The organism is Bacteroides sp. AF25-5LB (genome assembly GCF_003602965.1).
Lineage (GTDB): Bacteria > Bacteroidota > Bacteroidia > Bacteroidales > Bacteroidaceae > Bacteroides > Bacteroides uniformis.
Map to the genome: position 1 here is coordinate 33355 of NZ_QTMC01000022.1, position 16660 is coordinate 50014.

Annotated in this window: 12 protein-coding genes and 1 pseudogene; 5 read left to right on the forward strand and 8 right to left on the reverse strand. The window is 47.9% G+C overall.

Annotation, left to right across the window (positions count from 1 at the left end):
• The first annotated feature begins 90 nt into the window (after positions 1–90).
• Positions 91–1644, forward strand: coding sequence for a cellulase family glycosylhydrolase (locus tag DWY57_RS18640; protein ID WP_061411411.1), 1554 nt, complete (start codon positions 91–93; stop codon positions 1642–1644).
• A gap of 60 nt (positions 1645–1704) precedes the next feature.
• Here the strand turns inward: DWY57_RS18640 and DWY57_RS18645 are convergent, their stop codons facing one another.
• The 5 genes and pseudogenes from DWY57_RS18645 to DWY57_RS18665 form a co-directional block, all read right to left on the reverse strand.
• Positions 1705–4110 carry a TonB-dependent receptor gene (locus DWY57_RS18645; protein WP_061411409.1) on the reverse strand — a complete coding sequence of 802 codons (2406 nt, stop codon included), beginning with the start codon at positions 4108–4110 and terminating at the stop codon, positions 1705–1707.
• A gap of 172 nt (positions 4111–4282) precedes the next feature.
• Positions 4283–5917, reverse strand: a pseudogene (locus DWY57_RS18650) (hypothetical protein).
• 25 nt (positions 5918–5942) lie between these two features.
• A complete protein-coding gene (locus DWY57_RS18655; RefSeq protein ID WP_119962248.1) occupies positions 5943–7112 on the reverse strand; it encodes a PatB family C-S lyase in 1170 nt (389 codons plus the stop codon).
• An 85-nt stretch (positions 7113–7197) separates the two neighbouring features.
• Positions 7198–7812, reverse strand: a complete 615-nt coding sequence (locus tag DWY57_RS18660; protein ID WP_005823820.1) for a CPBP family intramembrane glutamic endopeptidase — start codon at positions 7810–7812, stop codon at positions 7198–7200.
• The gene (locus tag DWY57_RS18665; protein ID WP_035450026.1) at positions 7809–8702 is read right to left on the reverse strand and encodes a prenyltransferase; all 894 of its coding nucleotides are present in this window, start codon (positions 8700–8702) and stop codon (positions 7809–7811) included. Before DWY57_RS18665 ends, DWY57_RS18660 begins: the two co-directional genes overlap by 4 nt.
• An 87-nt stretch (positions 8703–8789) precedes the next feature.
• Between DWY57_RS18665 and DWY57_RS18670 the strand changes: the two genes are divergently transcribed.
• The 4 genes from DWY57_RS18670 (at position 8790) to DWY57_RS18685 (ending at position 13127) form a co-directional block, all read left to right on the forward strand.
• Positions 8790–9590 (forward strand): Cof-type HAD-IIB family hydrolase, encoded by an 801-nt coding sequence (locus tag DWY57_RS18670; RefSeq protein ID WP_119962249.1) that lies wholly within the window; start codon positions 8790–8792, stop codon positions 9588–9590.
• Positions 9591–9602: 12 nt separating this feature from the next.
• Positions 9603–11345 carry an AAA family ATPase gene (locus DWY57_RS18675; protein ID WP_022401748.1) on the forward strand — a complete coding sequence of 581 codons (1743 nt, stop codon included), beginning with the start codon at positions 9603–9605 and terminating at the stop codon, positions 11343–11345.
• A 68-nt stretch (positions 11346–11413) separates the two neighbouring features.
• Complete coding sequence (locus tag DWY57_RS18680; protein ID WP_022401749.1) at positions 11414–12028, forward strand: L-threonylcarbamoyladenylate synthase; 615 nt, start codon at positions 11414–11416, stop codon at positions 12026–12028.
• Positions 12029–12104: 76 nt separating this feature from the next.
• Positions 12105–13127: an AI-2E family transporter gene (locus DWY57_RS18685; protein ID WP_005823830.1), complete on the forward strand. Its 1023-nt coding sequence runs from the start codon at positions 12105–12107 to the stop codon at positions 13125–13127.
• A gap of 4 nt (positions 13128–13131) precedes the next feature.
• On the opposite strand, the gene DWY57_RS18690 is transcribed toward DWY57_RS18685, so the two are convergent.
• The 3 genes from DWY57_RS18690 to DWY57_RS18700 all read right to left on the reverse strand — a co-directional run bounded on the left by DWY57_RS18690 (position 13132) and on the right by DWY57_RS18700 (position 16660).
• Positions 13132–14328, reverse strand: coding sequence for a 6-bladed beta-propeller (locus DWY57_RS18690; RefSeq protein WP_009037123.1), 1197 nt, complete (start codon positions 14326–14328; stop codon positions 13132–13134).
• A gap of 67 nt (positions 14329–14395) precedes the next feature.
• Positions 14396–15244 carry a formylglycine-generating enzyme family protein gene (locus tag DWY57_RS18695; protein WP_117599396.1) on the reverse strand — a complete coding sequence of 283 codons (849 nt, stop codon included), beginning with the start codon at positions 15242–15244 and terminating at the stop codon, positions 14396–14398.
• 105 nt (positions 15245–15349) lie between these two features.
• A complete protein-coding gene (locus DWY57_RS18700; protein WP_005835293.1) occupies positions 15350–16660 on the reverse strand; it encodes an HlyD family efflux transporter periplasmic adaptor subunit in 1311 nt (436 codons plus the stop codon).

Consider the following 16660-nt stretch of genomic DNA (forward strand, 5'->3'; position numbering starts at 1 on the left):
AGGATTTCAAACCTCTATATGCAGGATTTCAAACTATACATAACCCCATTGCCACTACCTTTGTCGCCATAAACCTATAAAACTGATTTTATGAGCACAAAATTCATCTGCTTGAAGAATGTAATGGCAATACTATTGTCCATAAACATTTTGTCCTGTTCCAGCTCCAATTCCTCCATAGAGGAGTTGCCCTATCTCACCGTGAAAAGTGTATCCCCTCAGAATCTCGCAGCTGCCGGTGGCGAAATAACCATCCGTGTTTCATCCTATCCCATCGCAACAGCCCAATCCGATGCCGGGTGGATAACACTGAAATCAAATACTTCTTCCGATAGCCTTACGTCATTTACATTTACAGCAAAAGCCAATAAAGGGAATGCCCGTGAAGCCGGCATAACTATCACGGCCGGTGAAAAAGAAACCAGCATCATCATCACCCAGGCTGCAAATAATGAACAAGAGAGCAAACCTGCCATAGATGAGAATCTCCCTGCTGTAAAAGTGGCAAAGGAGTTGGGGCTCGGATGGAATCTGGGTAACCAGCTTGATGCCCATGTAAACGAAATAGCCGACGAAACCTCATGGGGCAACGGCAAAGTTACACAAGAAACACTCTTGAAAGTAAAACAAGCCGGATTTACATCAGTCCGCATCCCCGTTACCTGGTTGGGAAAAGTAGGCGAGGCCCCACACTATCACATCGACACGGACTGGATGAACCGCGTGGCAGAAGTAGTGGAATATGCTGAAAAAGCCGGACTGAAAGCCATTATCAACATCCATCATGACGGACACCGCCACATCCACGAAGACGGTTTTGACGAGCATCGCTGGCTTGACATCGTAGGAGCAGCACAAAACAAGGACATGAATACCGCTATCAAAGAGCAACTCAAATCCATGTGGACACAAATAGCCCAACGTTTCGAGAACAAAGGCGAGTTCCTCATTTTTGAAGGCCTCAATGAAATCCATGACGGAAGATGGGGCTCTGGCACCAATACCACCGACGGAGGCAAACAATATGCCATACTCAACGAATGGCAACAAGTTTTTGTAGATGCCGTCCGTGCCACCGGCGGCAACAATGCAACCCGCTACTTGGGTATCAGCGGCTATTGCACAAGCCCTAATCTTACTATAAAACACTTGCAGCTCCCGACAGACCCGGCACAAGACCGTCTGTTAATATCAGTACACTACTACGACCCTGCCACCTTCGCATTGGAAGATAAATTTGCAGAGTGGGGACACACCGGCGCCCCCAGTAAAAAAGAGAGCTGGGGAGACGAAGAGCATCTTAAGAAAGTCTTTGCAGCATTAAGAACCGCTTACGTAGAAAAAGGGATTCCCGTATACATTGGAGAAATGGGGTGCGTACACCGCAACAACAACCGTTCTGAAGCATTCCGCAAATACTACCTGGAATATGTATGCAAAGCTGCACGCACCAATGGCATGGCCGTATTCTATTGGGACAACGGCAATGCCGGCGCCGGACGGGAATGTTCCGGGCTGATGAATCACACCACAGGAACTTATGTCAACAATGGAAAGGATGTGATAGATGTCATGACCAAAGGGTATTTCTCCAATGACCCTTCATATACATTAGAAAGCCTATACAATAACGCTCCACAATGAAAGTTCGACAATCTCTCACTTAGCAACAAAAGGGGGAAACCGGGTAGCACCCTTTCCGCGTTATAGCCTCCTCTGAATATCCTCGTTACTGTTCCGCTGACCCTTGCTACGTATATCACCACCGAAAGTATAGGATACACCGATATGGAAACTGGTAAAGGCAAACTGATTGTCGGCAATTATCTTCAGCCCGTTGGACATGGTTTCCAATTTGGAATGGCTGACAAACAAATTGTTGACATTCAGGCTGAGGCTGAGCTTATTGTCCAACAACCGGTAAAGCATACCTGCACTGATACTGTAAGTGGGGCTCATCAGATAGATGCCCTGATACTGACGGGAAGAATAGGAACCGGACAACGTAGCCAGAAGAGTCTTCTTTTCATTGAAGAAGAAAGTGTTGCGCAGACTGGCGTCATAAGCCCACCCTTTCTCCTCGGGAGAGGTGGTGGCAGCGCTGGAGGTGGTCCGGCGATAGCTCACTCCATGCTGGGCGTAAGCTTGCAGCCATTTGGTACGGAAAGTGTACGAATTGTTAAGCCCGAAAGCATGCGTCTGCATGAAATTCTCCCAGAGAAAAGAGGTCACATTCGTTTCGGCATCCAAGTCCACAACCTGGAAGAATACATCGTCCGAATAAGAATAATAGGCAGAAACATTGAAGTTATTCTTCAACGTATATCCCAGCTCGACATTGTAAGTATAACTAGGTTTCAAGTCTTCACGACCACAAGCGTAAGTGTACTTGTTCTGATAGAACGGAAAAGGATTGACCATATTCTGTGACGGACGGGAGATGCGGTTGGAGAAACTGAAGTTCAGCGCATGCCCGTCAGTAGGCGAATAAAGCAGATAGACAGTAGGGAATAAGCGCGTATAGTCGTGCTTGTCCTCCGTATCCTTCGCTTCGGAAATACCGGTAGTGCGAGTGTGCTCCATACGCAAGCCCAACTGCATGGAAAAACGTTCGGAATATTCACGGCTATAATCAGCATATAAGGCATAGATTTGCTCCTTGTAACGGAAATAATCATCCTGCACCAGCGTAGGGTCCGACGTATCGTAATTGATACCGTTGCGAGTGTTGGTAAAGGAGACCTTGGCACCTGCCGTTATCTTGTACTTTTCAAAAGGAAGGATGAAATCAAGAGCGGAGGAGACTACATCTACCTTGCGATGTTGCAGATAGTTGTAATCGAAGTTTGTGCCCGGAATCTCCGTACCGTCAGGCAGGAGGGTTTTCGAGAGAAAGCCCATATTTTCGTCCCGGTTGTCACGCAGGTAATCCACATCCCAAGTCATTTTCTTGCCTTTGTCATCCCAGACCTTATCGGTATGAAAATTCAGATTGAGGCGGTCGGAACTGGTATCCTTGTCACTGTTGGAGTACAGCAAAGAATCCAATACGGCGGTAGAGGCATCGTAAACTTCCGTCCATGAAAGGGCGTTGCCCGGTTTGGGAGCACTGTGATTATAGATGGCCTGCATACCTACAGTCCAGTCCCGTTCCAACGATACGTCCACACCTCCCTGAAGGTAGAAGCTATTCATGTAATTGGTGTAGTCGGCACGGCTGTTCCAGGTGTTCTGCGGAAAATAGCGGTAATTCTTCTCACACGTCTCATAGTTGCCCTGCGTAGTACCCCCGTTGAGGAAGGATGACACGCGCCCCTTGCTGAGATTCAGGCTTACCCCGCCATATCCGTAATTGTCCTTTTCACCAGCGCTGTAGGAAGCGGAAGCCGTACCACCCACGTAATCTTTGGGACGTGACTTCAAGCGGATATTGATGATGCCTGCATTTCCGGCGGCATCGTACTTGGACGGAGGCGTGGTAATCACCTCCACCTTCAGTATCTGGGAGGCGTCATAGGAACGGAGGTAATCTATCAGTTCATCTCCCGACAGCTTCGTCTCACGGTCGTTGATATAAACCTTGATACCCCCTTTACCTATAATACCAATACTGTTTTGTCCAACCTGCAGACCGGGCACTTCACGCAGAAGGTCGAGTGCACTGCCTCCGGCAGAGGCTATGGTATTATGTGCATCGAACACTACCCTATCCACCAGACGCTTGATAACGGGACGCGCGGCCGTAACGGTCACTTCGTCCAGCAAGGCGGAAGAAGATTTCAATGTCAATTCGCCAACGTTTTTGTTTCCTTGCAGCACAACGGGAACGTAGAGGTCTTCGCTGCCGATAAGGGTAATATGCAACAAGTATTCTCCCAGTGGCTGGTCAAAGGAAAAACAACCTTGTGTGTCGGTCAGCATACCGGTAATATAGGTACTGTCTTTTGCCTGCTTCAGCAGCACATTCGCCACCTCTACCGGTTGGCGGTTCTCGTCCTGCACACAACCGGAAAGCCGGTAAGTCTGGGCGGAAAGGAAAGTGGCCATACTTGCCAAGGCCATCCATACCATCACTCTTTTTCTAACGTTGTTCAGTAGATTTTCTTTCATTATGCGTTTGATTTCAATGTTTTACTCTTTGTATTTCGCTGAAACAAAGATAGGGGTAAAACATGCCTCAAACGGTCTATATCGGGGAATAAAAAGTCTATACCCCAAGACTACAAATCACTACATATCAACACTTTAATTTTACAAAAGTCTATATTATGCCTTTTCCGGTCTATATGCTGCCTATAAACTCTACAATGCCTTCCTTCTCCCCCATCCCCAGTTTCTTGCGGATATTCGTCTTTCGCTGGTAAATGGTAGGAATGCTTTGTTGTGTCACCACACTAATCTCCTTCGTCGAGAAGTCCGCACAGAGCAGGCAGCAAAGCTGCTTTTCTTTGTCAATGAGCACATCTCCAAAACGGCTGTCCATCTTTGTGTAGAAGTTATCATACATCCGGTCTATGATAGGGTACAAGTCCTCCCATACCAGCAAACTCTCTACCGGCAGTTCATGGCTGGTAATACCCGAAATGCGGCGAAGCAGCTCCTAATTCTGCGAGGTAGGTTGTTTAGCCACCAGCCGTATCATGCCTAATTGCTGCAACAGTATTTTCCGGAAAAACTGTCCGTCTTCCTCCTTCGACTGGTTCTTGGTCGCATCTTCCAACAGCCGGGTCAGTGTTTCCGCCCGTTCTTCCGCTTCAATCAACCGGTTACGCCGGTTACGGACATAAAGGGACACACCGCCACCTGCAAGCACCAGTACCAACAGTGCCAGCAACAAATTCAACTGTGCCTGCTTCCGTTCCACCGTCAGAATCAAGTTGGCTTGCGAAAGCGTCTCCTTCGACTCGTCCTTACGCCGGACAGTACTCTGCAACGCAGTAAGAGCATTGGCTACAGAATCATTATAGCGCGCCACGTCCAGCACATCAAACGTACGGTGACGTGTATAATCTATCAATGCCCTATATACCGCCACCATATTCTCTTCCGTCAGAAACCGGTTCCGGCCCTCGCCACGTTTCCTCTCCTTATTCAAATAGTATTCCGCCGAATCAAGCAGCCCTTCTTTCAAGAACACTTCCACTTTCACCAGATCTCCCATACGCAACTGCACCGGGTCGATGACATACTGCTCCATACGACGAATAGTAGCTATTGCACCGGAAGGTTCATCAAAAGAGTAAGCCTGCATCTGGGCATAGTTACGCAAATAATGCACTATCTTACTGGTATCTCCTGCCTCCACTGCCAGTTCTATGCTGCGCTCCATGTAATAGGATGCAGAATCATTCTTGTTCAGCCCCATGGCAATTCCCATAGAGAAGAAGCTTCCGGCTCTTGCGTCCAAAGCTATGGCGGTACGGAAAGTTTCTATCGCTTTCTCATAATCTTTCCAGACATACACATACCAGTATGCCTTATCAATCAGCATATCAGCCATTCTTCCCGTGTCCTGCAGCGCCTTGGCCAAAGCTACGCCGCTGTCAATGGCAGCTATACACCGTTCGTGCTCTTTCAGCCAATACCAGTACCAGGCTTTCAACTGATAGGAAAACAGATTCTTCGCCGTGTCGTTGCGGAAGACGTAATAATCGGAAGCAGGCAATATCAAGGAATCTTCCGCCATCGAGTTGTGCCGTTTATAGTGCACATAAGCATTCAGCCATCCATACAACAGCCTCTCCTCATCCGAAAGTTGCGATGGCCTCTCTATCTGTACCAGCAAGGCATACACGCTGTCCACATTCATATTCACCTGCTTTTCTGCCAGATGTAACAGATGTGCCTCATTCATCTGCCGGCAGGTAACAAGGCACAGCAACGCAAACAATAGTCCAAGGAAAGGTAATCTATTCATAATATAGGAGATATAGTTTTTTCTATCATTTGTCTGCAACCGCAGTTTCCAGTTGCTTCAGCGCCTGCTCCAACACCGAACGCGGGCAGCCGATATTCAGCCGCATAAATCCCTTGCCCGGTTCACCGAACATGGTACCGTCATTCAGCGCCAGGTGTGCCTGGTCTACAAATAATCTCACCAGTTCCTCCTGAGTCAGCCCCAATCCCCGGCAGTCCAGATAAATCAGGTAAGAAGCCTGCGGACGTATCATGCCGATGCCCGGAATATGCTCGCGCAGGTAGTTCTCCGTGAAATCGATATTGCCCTTTATATAGTCCAGCAGCTGTTCCAACCATTCCTCACCATGCATATAGGCAGTAGCCGCACCGATATAGGCCAACATGTGCCCTTCGCTGAACTCGCCCACTTCCATGAACTCCTGAAAACGGTGGCGGATGTCCTCATTGAGGATAATGGCGTACGAACTTCCCAATCCCGGCATATTGAATGTTTTGCTGGGTGCCATGAAGGTGAGGGAATTCTGCGCGGCAGCCCCCGAAACAGTAGCAAAAGGATGGTGTTTGTAAGGTGGCAGAGTCAAGTCGGCATGAATTTCATCGGAGATGACAAACGTATGGCTTTCCGTACAAATATCAGCAATCCGGCGTAATTCGTCCACCGTCCATACACGCCCGCCCGGGTTATGGGGATTGCAGAGAATCAATACTTTGCATCCTTGTATATCCTTACGGAAACGCTCAAAGTCAATCTGATACTGTCCGTCTTTCAGGTCGAGCGGAGAGTAAACCACTTCGCGCTTCATGCGTTGCGTCACCAGGAAGAAGGGATGATAAACGGGAGTCATCACTATTACCCGGTCGCCGGGATTGGTGAAGCATTGCAATGCGAAGGCTTGACCGCGGACAATGCCGGGTACAAAAGTCAGCATCTCGCGAGTGACGTCCCAACCATGGCGACGACTGAGCCAGCTACAAATGGAAGTATACCATTCCTCACACGCAGACGTATAGCCCAGCACTTCATGTTCAAGACGCTTCCGTAAGGCTTCCATCACAAACGGAGGCGTGCGGAAATCCATATCTGCCACCCACATGGGGAGGAGGTCATCGCGCCCCCATACACTCTTCACACCGTCCCATTTCACGGAGTCGGTACCACGGCGCTCTATTACTTCATCAAAATTGTAAGTCATATGCTTGCTTTTTTATAATTCAACGCATCAATTTGTTTTGTTTTTATACGACCCATTACCGCTGCCTTATTTTTGTAAACAATAATCATATCGGGAAAAATATAAATACCGCCACATCCCACACTGCATGAGACAAGATAATAGCGGCAAAGCGGTTCGGAAAGAAACGGTAAAGCGCGCCCCATGCCGCCCCCACCACCAGAGCCGCCATGACCAGCATGAAGTTGCAGGAACCGGCATGCACCAGTGCATAAATCAAAGTAGCCACCACAAAACCCGCATTCGGATTCCAGCGTTTGGAAAGCGTGCGTTGCACATAGCCGCGCCAGAAAATCTCTTCCGCCGGCCCTATCAGCAACAGTAGCAATGCCGCCAACAGCCAAGGAGACTCTCCCTCTTTCATCCCATAAATGGAGTCCACCTGCGGACGGGCAAAATCGAACATCCAAGATGACACCTTGTCTCCCAACCAGAAAACGCCCCACAAAGCAACAGCAATGCCAATTCCCAGCAAGACATTCGGCAAGCTCCACTTCACCTCCCGCCACCAGCCGGGATTGAACAAGGTGGCAAACACGGACAGCGTGAGCGCAGAACCGGTCATCATCCACCAGAAATTCACGAAAGGAGCCGTCCAAGGCGAAAACATGACCGTCCACAGCACGGCAGCCAGCAGAATGGTAAAAATCAGCTTCTTCATGACAGCAAACCGGCTACAACGAACGACAACGTGAACAGCAGACTGAACAACAACTGGAGTTTTGCCGTCATCTCATCCAGACCGGCTATGGCACTTTCTCCCTTTCCGGGAAAACGGGACACCACCCGTACATTGCCTATGGCAGGAACCAGTGCCGGCATCACCAGCAGGGTCCATAGAGGAAGAGTTCCCGCAGCTATCAAGCCAGCTATCCAGCCAAAAGGGAAAAGGACTTCGGCACAATAAACGTACATCGACGCCTTTCCTCCCAGCTTCATGGCCAGTGTCTGAATCTCGGCACGGGCATCGGTACGCATATCCCGTGTATTATTGGCATGCAGAATGGCCACCGTAATCAGTCCCACCGGCAGAGCTATCCACAAGACATTCCAGTCAACTACTCCCGTAGCCACATAGCAGGTACCCAACGTCGGCAGCAAGGCATACGCCAAAAAGATGACGACATCGCCCAACGCACGATACTTGAGCGGCGGATAAAGCAACGAGCAAGCCGCGCCGCCTATACCGATGTACAGCAACGGCAACCCCGTACGCCACAGCAGGCCGACACCCGCAACAAGGGCAACTGCCAGCAATGCCATCGACAAGCCATATATCTCGCGCGGAGCAAACATCCCGTCGGTCAAGGTCTTGGCGCCAAAGGTATCCCTTGCATCGACCTTATGCTTATAGTCAAAATAATCGCTCCAGGTATTCCCGGCAGCGTGAAACACGACGATGTTCAGCAATGCCCAGATGCCGTTCACCCAGTTTATGTCCTGCCGCATCCAATACAGATATGCCAACGTCACCACCACCGGCATCGAAGAGGCGGGGAATGACCACGGACGCACCGCTATCATCCAATCTTTCAAAGAATGTTTCTTCATTTGTTATTTATCATTTATTTGTGCGCAAAAGTACGAAATATCTTCGCTTTTTTAAGTAATTTCGCGCACAAGATAAAAGAACCCCTTATGATAAAAGCTCTGTTTTTTGACATCGACGGAACCTTGGTCAGCTTCAAGACCCACGAAATTCCCGTTTCCACTATTGAAGCGTTGACTGCCGCCAAGGCCAAAGGCATACATATCTTCATTTCTACCGGACGTCCGCGCGTCATCATCAACAACTTGTCCGCCTTGCAGGAACGGAATCTGATAGACGGCTACATCACGATGAACGGCGCCTATTGCTTTGTAGAAGACACCGTTATCTACAAAAGCCCCATACCGACAGCGGAAGTGGATGCCTTGACAGCTTTCTGCCACGAACGCAACATCCCATGCATCCTGGTGGGAGAGCACGACATCTGCGTGAACCAGCCCGGCGAAGTAGTGGAGGAAATCTTCCATCGCCAACTCAAAGTGGACCCCATCGAAGCAAAGCCCTATACCGACAGCCATGCCGACAAAGCCTTCTTCCAGCTGACTCCCTTTATCAACGCCGAGGAAGAAGCAATCATCCTGCCCTCCGTCCCCCACTGCGAGATGGGCCGCTGGCATCCTGCCTTCGTAGACGTGACAGCCAAAGGAAACACCAAGCAAAACGGTATCGACCAAATTATCCGCCACTTCGGCATCAAGCTGGAAGAAACCATGGCCTTCGGCGACGGAGGAAATGACATCAGCATGTTGCGCCATGCCGGTATCGGTGTAGCCATGGGCAATGCCAATGACGACGTGAAAGCTGCCAGTAACTACACAACCACTTCTGTTGATGAAGACGGTATCGCCAACGCCCTGAAATATTTCGGCATAGTCGGGAATCCATCATAAATCTGAAATCTTTTGAGCTTCGTTCCCGATACACAAAACAAAGAGTTTCAAGACGCCTTGAACCTCATTCAGTATACCCGTCAGTCCGTATTCCTGACGGGCAAGGCAGGTACGGGCAAATCGACCTTCCTGAAATATATCTGCGCGAATACGAAGAAAAAGCATGTAGTGCTTGCCCCTACCGGCATAGCCGCCATCAATGCCGGAGGCAGTACCCTGCACAGCTTCTTCAAACTGCCTTTCTACCCCCTGCTGCCCGATGACCCGAATTTCAGTCTGCAACGGGGACGCATCCACGAATTTTTCAAATACACCAAACCCCACCGCAAACTACTGGAAGAACTGGAACTGGTCATCATCGACGAGATTTCCATGGTACGCGCCGACATCATCGACGCCGTAGACCGCATCCTGCGCGTCTATTCCCGCAACCTGCGCGAACCCTTCGGTGGCAAACAGATATTATTGGTGGGCGATGTGTTCCAGTTGGAACCCGTCGTCAAAGGAGATGAACGGGAGATACTGAACCGATTCTACCCTACCCCTTATTTCTTCTCTGCCAGGGTATTCGGCCAGATAGACCTTGTCTCCATCGAACTGCAGAAAGTATACCGTCAAACAGACAGCAAGTTCATCCATGTGCTGGACCACATCCGCAACAATACCGTCGGCTCTACCGAACTTCAGCTGCTCAACACCCGCTATGGCACCCAAATAGAGCAATCGGAAGCCGACATGTACATCACCCTCGCCACCCGCCGTGACAATGTGGACTACATCAACGACAAGAAACTGGCGGAACTTCCCGGTGACCCGGTCACCTTCTACGGCGAAATCATGGGAGACTTTCCCGAAAGCAGCCTCCCCACCTCGCAGGAACTGGTACTGAAACCGGGCGCACAAATCATCTTCATCAAGAATGACTTCGACCGCCGCTGGGTGAACGGCACCATCGGCGTCATCAGCGGCTTCGACCCTATTGAAGAGACCCTCTACGTCATCACCGACGACGGCAAGGAATGTGACGTCAAACGAGAGTCGTGGCGAAACATCCGCTACAAGTACAACGAAGAGAAGAAACAGATTGAAGAGGAAGAACTGGGAACCTTTACACAATATCCCGTGCGCCTGGCATGGGCCATCACCGTACACAAGAGCCAAGGGCTGACCTTCAGCCGGGTAGTCATCGACTTTACCGGCGGCGTGTTTGCCGGTGGGCAGGCATACGTAGCCCTCAGCCGTTGCACCTCGTTGGAAGGCATCCAGCTGAAAAAGCCCATCAGCCGTGCCGATGTATTCGTGCGTCCGGAGATTGTCAGCTTCTCCGAACGCTTCAACAACCGCACCGCCATCGACCGTGCCTTGAAGCAAGCACAGGCAGACCTTCAATACGTTGCCGCCGCCAAAGCCTTCGACAAAGGGGACTTCGGCACTTTCCTGGATGAGTTTTTCAAAGCCATCCATTCCCGCTACGACATCGAGAAGCCCAACGTGCAGCGCCTCATCCGCCGGAAGCTGAACATCATCAACCGTCTGAAAGAGGAAAACCGTGCACTGAAGCAAGCAGCATTGGAGAAAGAGAAAGCCCTCGTGAAGTATGCCCGCGAATACATCCTTATGGGTGACGAATGCCTGAAGCATGACATGAAGGAGGCGGCCATGAAAAACTATGAGAAAGCCGTCACCCTCTGTCCCAAATTCAAAGAGGCCTGGAAGAAGATAAAGAAACTGGAGAAAGAGATGCTAAAAAGGTGAATTGCTTGTTTATAAGCTGATTATTATCTATTTTTGCATGTAATATAAAACTCAAATCCATTTCTGCCATGCTTCTGAAACTTTATGAAAAAAATAACAATCCCGCCGACCTGCAGCAGGTGATCGACCTACTGAATGACGGAGGTATCCTTATCTACCCTACCGACACCATGTATGCCATCGGCTGCCACGGACTGAAGGAGCGCGCCATCGAGCGCATCTGCCGCCTCAAGGACATCGACCCCAAGAAGAACAATCTTTCCATCATCTGCTACGACTTGAGCAAGGTCAGCGAATACGCCAAAGTGGACAACAGCACCTTCAAGTTGATGAAGCGTAATCTGCCCGGAGCTTTCACCTTCATTCTGAACGGCACCACCCGCCTGCCCAAGATATTCCGTAACCGTAAGGAGGTCGGCATCCGTATGCCGGACAATTCCATCATTCAGGAAATAGCCCGCCTGCTGGATGCTCCCATCATGACAACTACATTGCCGCATGATGACAATGAGGACATTGAATACTGCACAGACCCGGAACTGATTGACGAGAAATTCGGTGATATTGTCGATTTGGTAATAGACGGCGGTATCGGCGGTACGGAAGGCTCTACCGTAGTGGATTGCACCAATGGGGAGCCGGAAATCATACGCCAGGGGGTAGGCTGGCTGGACGAAGGATAAATATTGAATTCCGGCCACAATTTCCAAACCTTTTCAACTTCTTTTATGTTTCTTTACTAAGAAATACAGGAACTTTATGAGCACAAAAGAACAATACTGGAAATATTCATTGATAGCTATCATTATCGGGCTGGGAATCATTCTTTTCAGACAAATAGCCCCATTCATGGGCGGTCTGCTGGGAGCCTTGACTATCTATATCCTGGTGAGAAAGCAGATGATGTATCTTTCCGACAAGCGGAAAATGAAGCGCAGCATAGCTGCCACCCTCATTACGGCAGAGGCAATTCTCTGCTTTCTGGTTCCGCTTGGGCTGGTGGTATGGCTGGCTGTGGTCAATCTTCAAAACATCAATCTGGACCCGCAAGCCATTATAGCTCCTTTCGAAGAAGCGGCCAACATCATTAAAGCCAAAACCGGCTACTATATCTTGGGGAAAGACACGGTGGCATACGTCATTTCAATTCTTCCCCGCATCGGGCAAGCCATCATGGGAGGTATCAGCAGTTTTGCCGTCAACATCTTCGTACTGGTCTTTGTACTCTACTTCATGCTGATAGGGGGCAAAAAGATGGAACAGTACGTCAACGACCTACTGCCGTTCAACGATGACAATACACAAAACGTCATCCACGAAATCAACATGATTGTCCGCTCCAATGCCATCGGCATCCCCTTACTCGCCGTCATACAAGGAGGAGTAGCCATGATAGGCTACTGGATTTTCGGTGCTCCCAACATCTTGTTCGCCGGTTTCCTGACCTGCTTCGCCAGCATCATCCCAATGGTAGGAACAGCGCTGGTATGGTTTCCGATAGCTGTCTACATGGCATTGATAGGCAACTGGGTTCAAGCTATCGGCCTGGCCATCTATGGCGGTGCAGTCATTTCACAGCTCGACAACCTGATACGCTTCATCATCCAGAAAAAAATGGCGGACATTCATCCGCTTATCACTGTCTTCGGAGTTGTAATCGGCTTGTCCCTCTTCGGATTCATGGGTGTCATCTTCGGGCCACTGCTCTTGTCACTATTCTTTCTGTTCGTGGATATGTTTAAAAGAGGGTATTTGGATGCAAGGGGGAAGACGACGGAATAAGTACTTAATAAAGCATGACCATAATAGGGTTACCTTCCTCTTCTACTCCCATTCTCCGTTGATTATCATCACTGAGTTCATCCGGTTGTAACAAAGCAAAAAAATGTCCATCCGAAGTGACTCCCCTGATTTGGATATGCTGATTATTCATTTTATCAAATAAGCTATCACCCTTTTGGCAAACAACAGTTTTCTTTTCCTTATGGTAAAATCCACAATATGACTGACTTTCTTCTAAATATAAGCTTGTATGAAAATGGAAATAGATGTACTCTGCATTCTCCAGAATATAGTCTATGGCTATTTTCTTATCACATCCTTCTACATCCAATTGCTGCTGCTCATTCCAGTGCCACTCACCCAGTTCAAAAACCAGATATGGAGTAAGTCCCTGCTCTGAAATAGTATAGATAGTATCATTAAAAGCTTGTTTCACTCGGATGGCATCCTTAGATTTCCATAACGAAGGGCTATTGATTGCCGTATAATATTTCCGGTCACCAACAAATTCTGCCATTGCCAAGTCACCTCCATAAGCAACATTGCCCCCCAACAAATTTGAAACCGACAAAACCTCATCCATGGGAAGCAGGGCTGAATTCCATGTAGCAATACCGGTCAATGACATCGTATTTCTATCCATATAAAAGACTGATGGCGTCTCCGGAGAGAGTTTCATTTTATTATGTCCCCAAATTCTGTCCGCATCCATCAAATAGTAATTTTGGGACAGAATACAATTGACTGTATCTTGTAATCGAATTCTATCCTTATATTTCCCATCAAATCCATATAGTAGGAAATCATTATTCCATCCCAATAGATAAACGGTTCTCCGAACCGTATCAGCCCAAAAGCTCACTTTCCCCCATGAATCCTTTGCATATCCTTCCGGATCAGTACCTACGTGTCCAATATCCCGAATATACTTCCCGTTAGTACGGTCAAAAAGCTTCAGATTTTGATGGACAGAAGATACCAATATCGCACTATCCATAATTATGCACTCCGGATATTTTCCTATAATAGCCTGCTCATTAGTCTCCAAAGGAATATAACTTATGCTGGAAAACAAATTTTGTACAGATTGTCCTTCTGACAATCTACTCATTGCTTCCGCAACATTAATTACATTGCCATCAATCTGCTTTTCGGAACACGAAGTTACAACCAACATCAATAATAAAAAGAATTTCCACATATATCTCATACCATTTCTATTCATTACTCTGAAAGTAGTAAAATATCACTTATCATCATTAATTACATTATTTAATCGATTCCGGCTCCATCACAAGGCGAAAACCTCCATACTCGTCACTATAATTCTCAATGTCGTAATCAATGTACGACACCCGACACCCCTTTGCTGTTCCTCCCCAACTTCCACCTCGCAATATTCGGCGGAAAAAAAGATAAGTACCCTCAAAAGGCCATCCCGGATGGATAGACTTACCACCTTGCTTGTATTCTTTAGTGTACAAATCACCACACCACTCCCAAACATTGCCACTCATATCATACAATCCCAATTCATTGCTTTTTTTCAGACCTACCGGACGGGTAGTTCCAGCTTCTCCATATTGTCCGCCAGAGGAATTCCCAACATGCCAAGCCACCTCACTTACCTGATTGCTGCCACTGTATTTATAGTGCTTACTTTTGTGTCCACCACGCGCTGCGTATTCCCATTCGGCCTCAGTCGGAAGACGAAATGTTTTACCGGTCATAGCATTTAATCTACCGATAAACTCCTGCGCATTTTTCCAGCTTACATTTTCCATCGGGCAATCTTCGCATCCCCCATTAAACGGCAAAATGGAATCAGTATCCATAACCGCCCTCCACAGCCTTTGAGTAACTTCATATTTTCCTATGTAAAAATCAGATACCGACTCCTTACGTGCTGGTTTCTCGTTATCCTCACAGTCACATCCCTGCTCATCTGTACATCCCATCATAAATGTACCTCCTTTCACAAAAACCATCTCAATAGAATCCCCATTCACAACAACTATAAGTTGCTGAATAGGAGTTTCATTCGACTGACATCGAATAAAAACAGTTATAAGACATATTGCCAAAACAACAGTCAATGCTTTAACTCTTCTTTTCATACTTTCATTAAGAACATTCTCTTCCTTAGTATTTCATACTATATATACGAATAGCACAAACATACTAAAAACAAATGAATTACGAAATTTACATAGAACTATTTTTCATTTTTCATATTCCACCACTTTCCTCAACGGAGCCAACAACCTTTCCAGTACATTCTTGTCAGCAAGGATAATGTCTGCCGTACCTTTCAACTCACGCGAAACAGGTAGCTGTTTGCCGTAGTTGGTCTGCATGCCGTCAGGCAAAGTTATTTCTACTATATACATTCCCTCTTCCGTTGGAGCAGGAGAGATACTTGCAACCTGCCCTTTTACATAGCCAAACTCCTGGTCGGGATAATTATTCAGACGTATATGCACCCGCTGTCCCACATGTACCTTACCCGAACCCTGCAAAGGAAGTAGAGCCTTACCTAACACCCTTGAACTGTCGGATGGCTGAATCGTGAAAACCGTTTCACCGGCTTTCACATTCTGGTTACGACTCCAAACCGTCATAAAAGTAACCTTCCCCCTGACCGGACTTTTCAATAAATAAGAGTGCTCCCATGCACTCAATTGCGCGGCTAACTGCCCTATGGCATTCTTTAAATCAGTCCGACGACTCTGTTCCTCATCGTATGCTTGCTTACGTATATCCAACATATTCTCCTCATGTTGCACCAACTGCATTTCTGCCTGAAGCAAACTCATACGTACCTCTTCTTTAGAACGCAAACTTTGCAAATATCTGCTTCCAGACTCCTCAAATTCCGCAGCAATCATCGCCTTGCGCACATATAAAATAGAATCACGGATATACATACTCTCGGCAAGCTTTATATCCTTATCAATCAACTCATATTCCCGCTCTGCCAACCGAAGATAGGAGCGTTGTCCACCCAGTTGTTTTTCCTGAAAACGAAGTTTCCGAGCGTAATAGTCCAACTCCATAAAACGTGCATATTCTGTAAGTGAAGTAATGAAAGCTGCAAAAGCCGATTGCAGTTCCCCCAACTGCCAGCGCCTGCCGATAAAAAGCTCCACTCCTTTCTGCCAATCATAATCCTGCGTTTCCCATGCCTTCATCCATTTCTTAAGGAGACGTACATCTTCAGAACATGCCGCATTACCAATCACACCCAAATCCGTATCTGCCTCCACCGAACTCCCGTTCTTCACATAAAGCGTATCGAGTTTCCCAGTAGCATGTGACAGCACAAAGGCGGGAGGTTCCTCCGTGGCCAGAGTCACCTCTGCCGCCAAGGTGTCCGGATACCTGAATATCCAACAACCAACCAGTACCATCAACAGAATCACTGCCAAGACAGTAATCCCACACCTCACTACCCAGGGAGAAATGTGGTTCATCACCTCCTGCACTTCTTCACTGCGAAGTTCTATATCCTTATATATCTTCTCTTCCTCCAT

What these genes read in the sequence shown, in the direction of transcription:
- DWY57_RS18640 (WP_061411411.1), top strand. Translation starts at nt 91, where the DNA reads ATGAGCACAAAATTCATCTGCTTGAAGAATGTAATGGCAATACTATTG.
- DWY57_RS18645 (WP_061411409.1), bottom strand. Translation starts at nt 4,110, where the DNA reads ATGAAAGAAAATCTACTGAACAACGTTAGAAAAAGAGTGATGGTATGG.
- DWY57_RS18655 (WP_119962248.1), bottom strand. Translation starts at nt 7,112, where the DNA reads ATGACTTACAATTTTGATGAAGTAATAGAGCGCCGTGGTACCGACTCC.
- DWY57_RS18660 (WP_005823820.1), bottom strand. Translation starts at nt 7,812, where the DNA reads ATGAAGAAGCTGATTTTTACCATTCTGCTGGCTGCCGTGCTGTGGACG.
- DWY57_RS18665 (WP_035450026.1), bottom strand. Translation starts at nt 8,702, where the DNA reads ATGAAGAAACATTCTTTGAAAGATTGGATGATAGCGGTGCGTCCGTGG.
- DWY57_RS18670 (WP_119962249.1), top strand. Translation starts at nt 8,790, where the DNA reads ATGATAAAAGCTCTGTTTTTTGACATCGACGGAACCTTGGTCAGCTTC.
- DWY57_RS18680 (WP_022401749.1), top strand. Translation starts at nt 11,414, where the DNA reads ATGCTTCTGAAACTTTATGAAAAAAATAACAATCCCGCCGACCTGCAG.
- DWY57_RS18685 (WP_005823830.1), top strand. Translation starts at nt 12,105, where the DNA reads ATGAGCACAAAAGAACAATACTGGAAATATTCATTGATAGCTATCATT.
- DWY57_RS18690 (WP_009037123.1), bottom strand. Translation starts at nt 14,328, where the DNA reads ATGTGGAAATTCTTTTTATTATTGATGTTGGTTGTAACTTCGTGTTCC.
- DWY57_RS18695 (WP_117599396.1), bottom strand. Translation starts at nt 15,244, where the DNA reads ATGAAAAGAAGAGTTAAAGCATTGACTGTTGTTTTGGCAATATGTCTT.
- DWY57_RS18700 (WP_005835293.1), bottom strand. Translation starts at nt 16,660, where the DNA reads ATGGAGGAAGAGAAGATATATAAGGATATAGAACTTCGCAGTGAAGAA.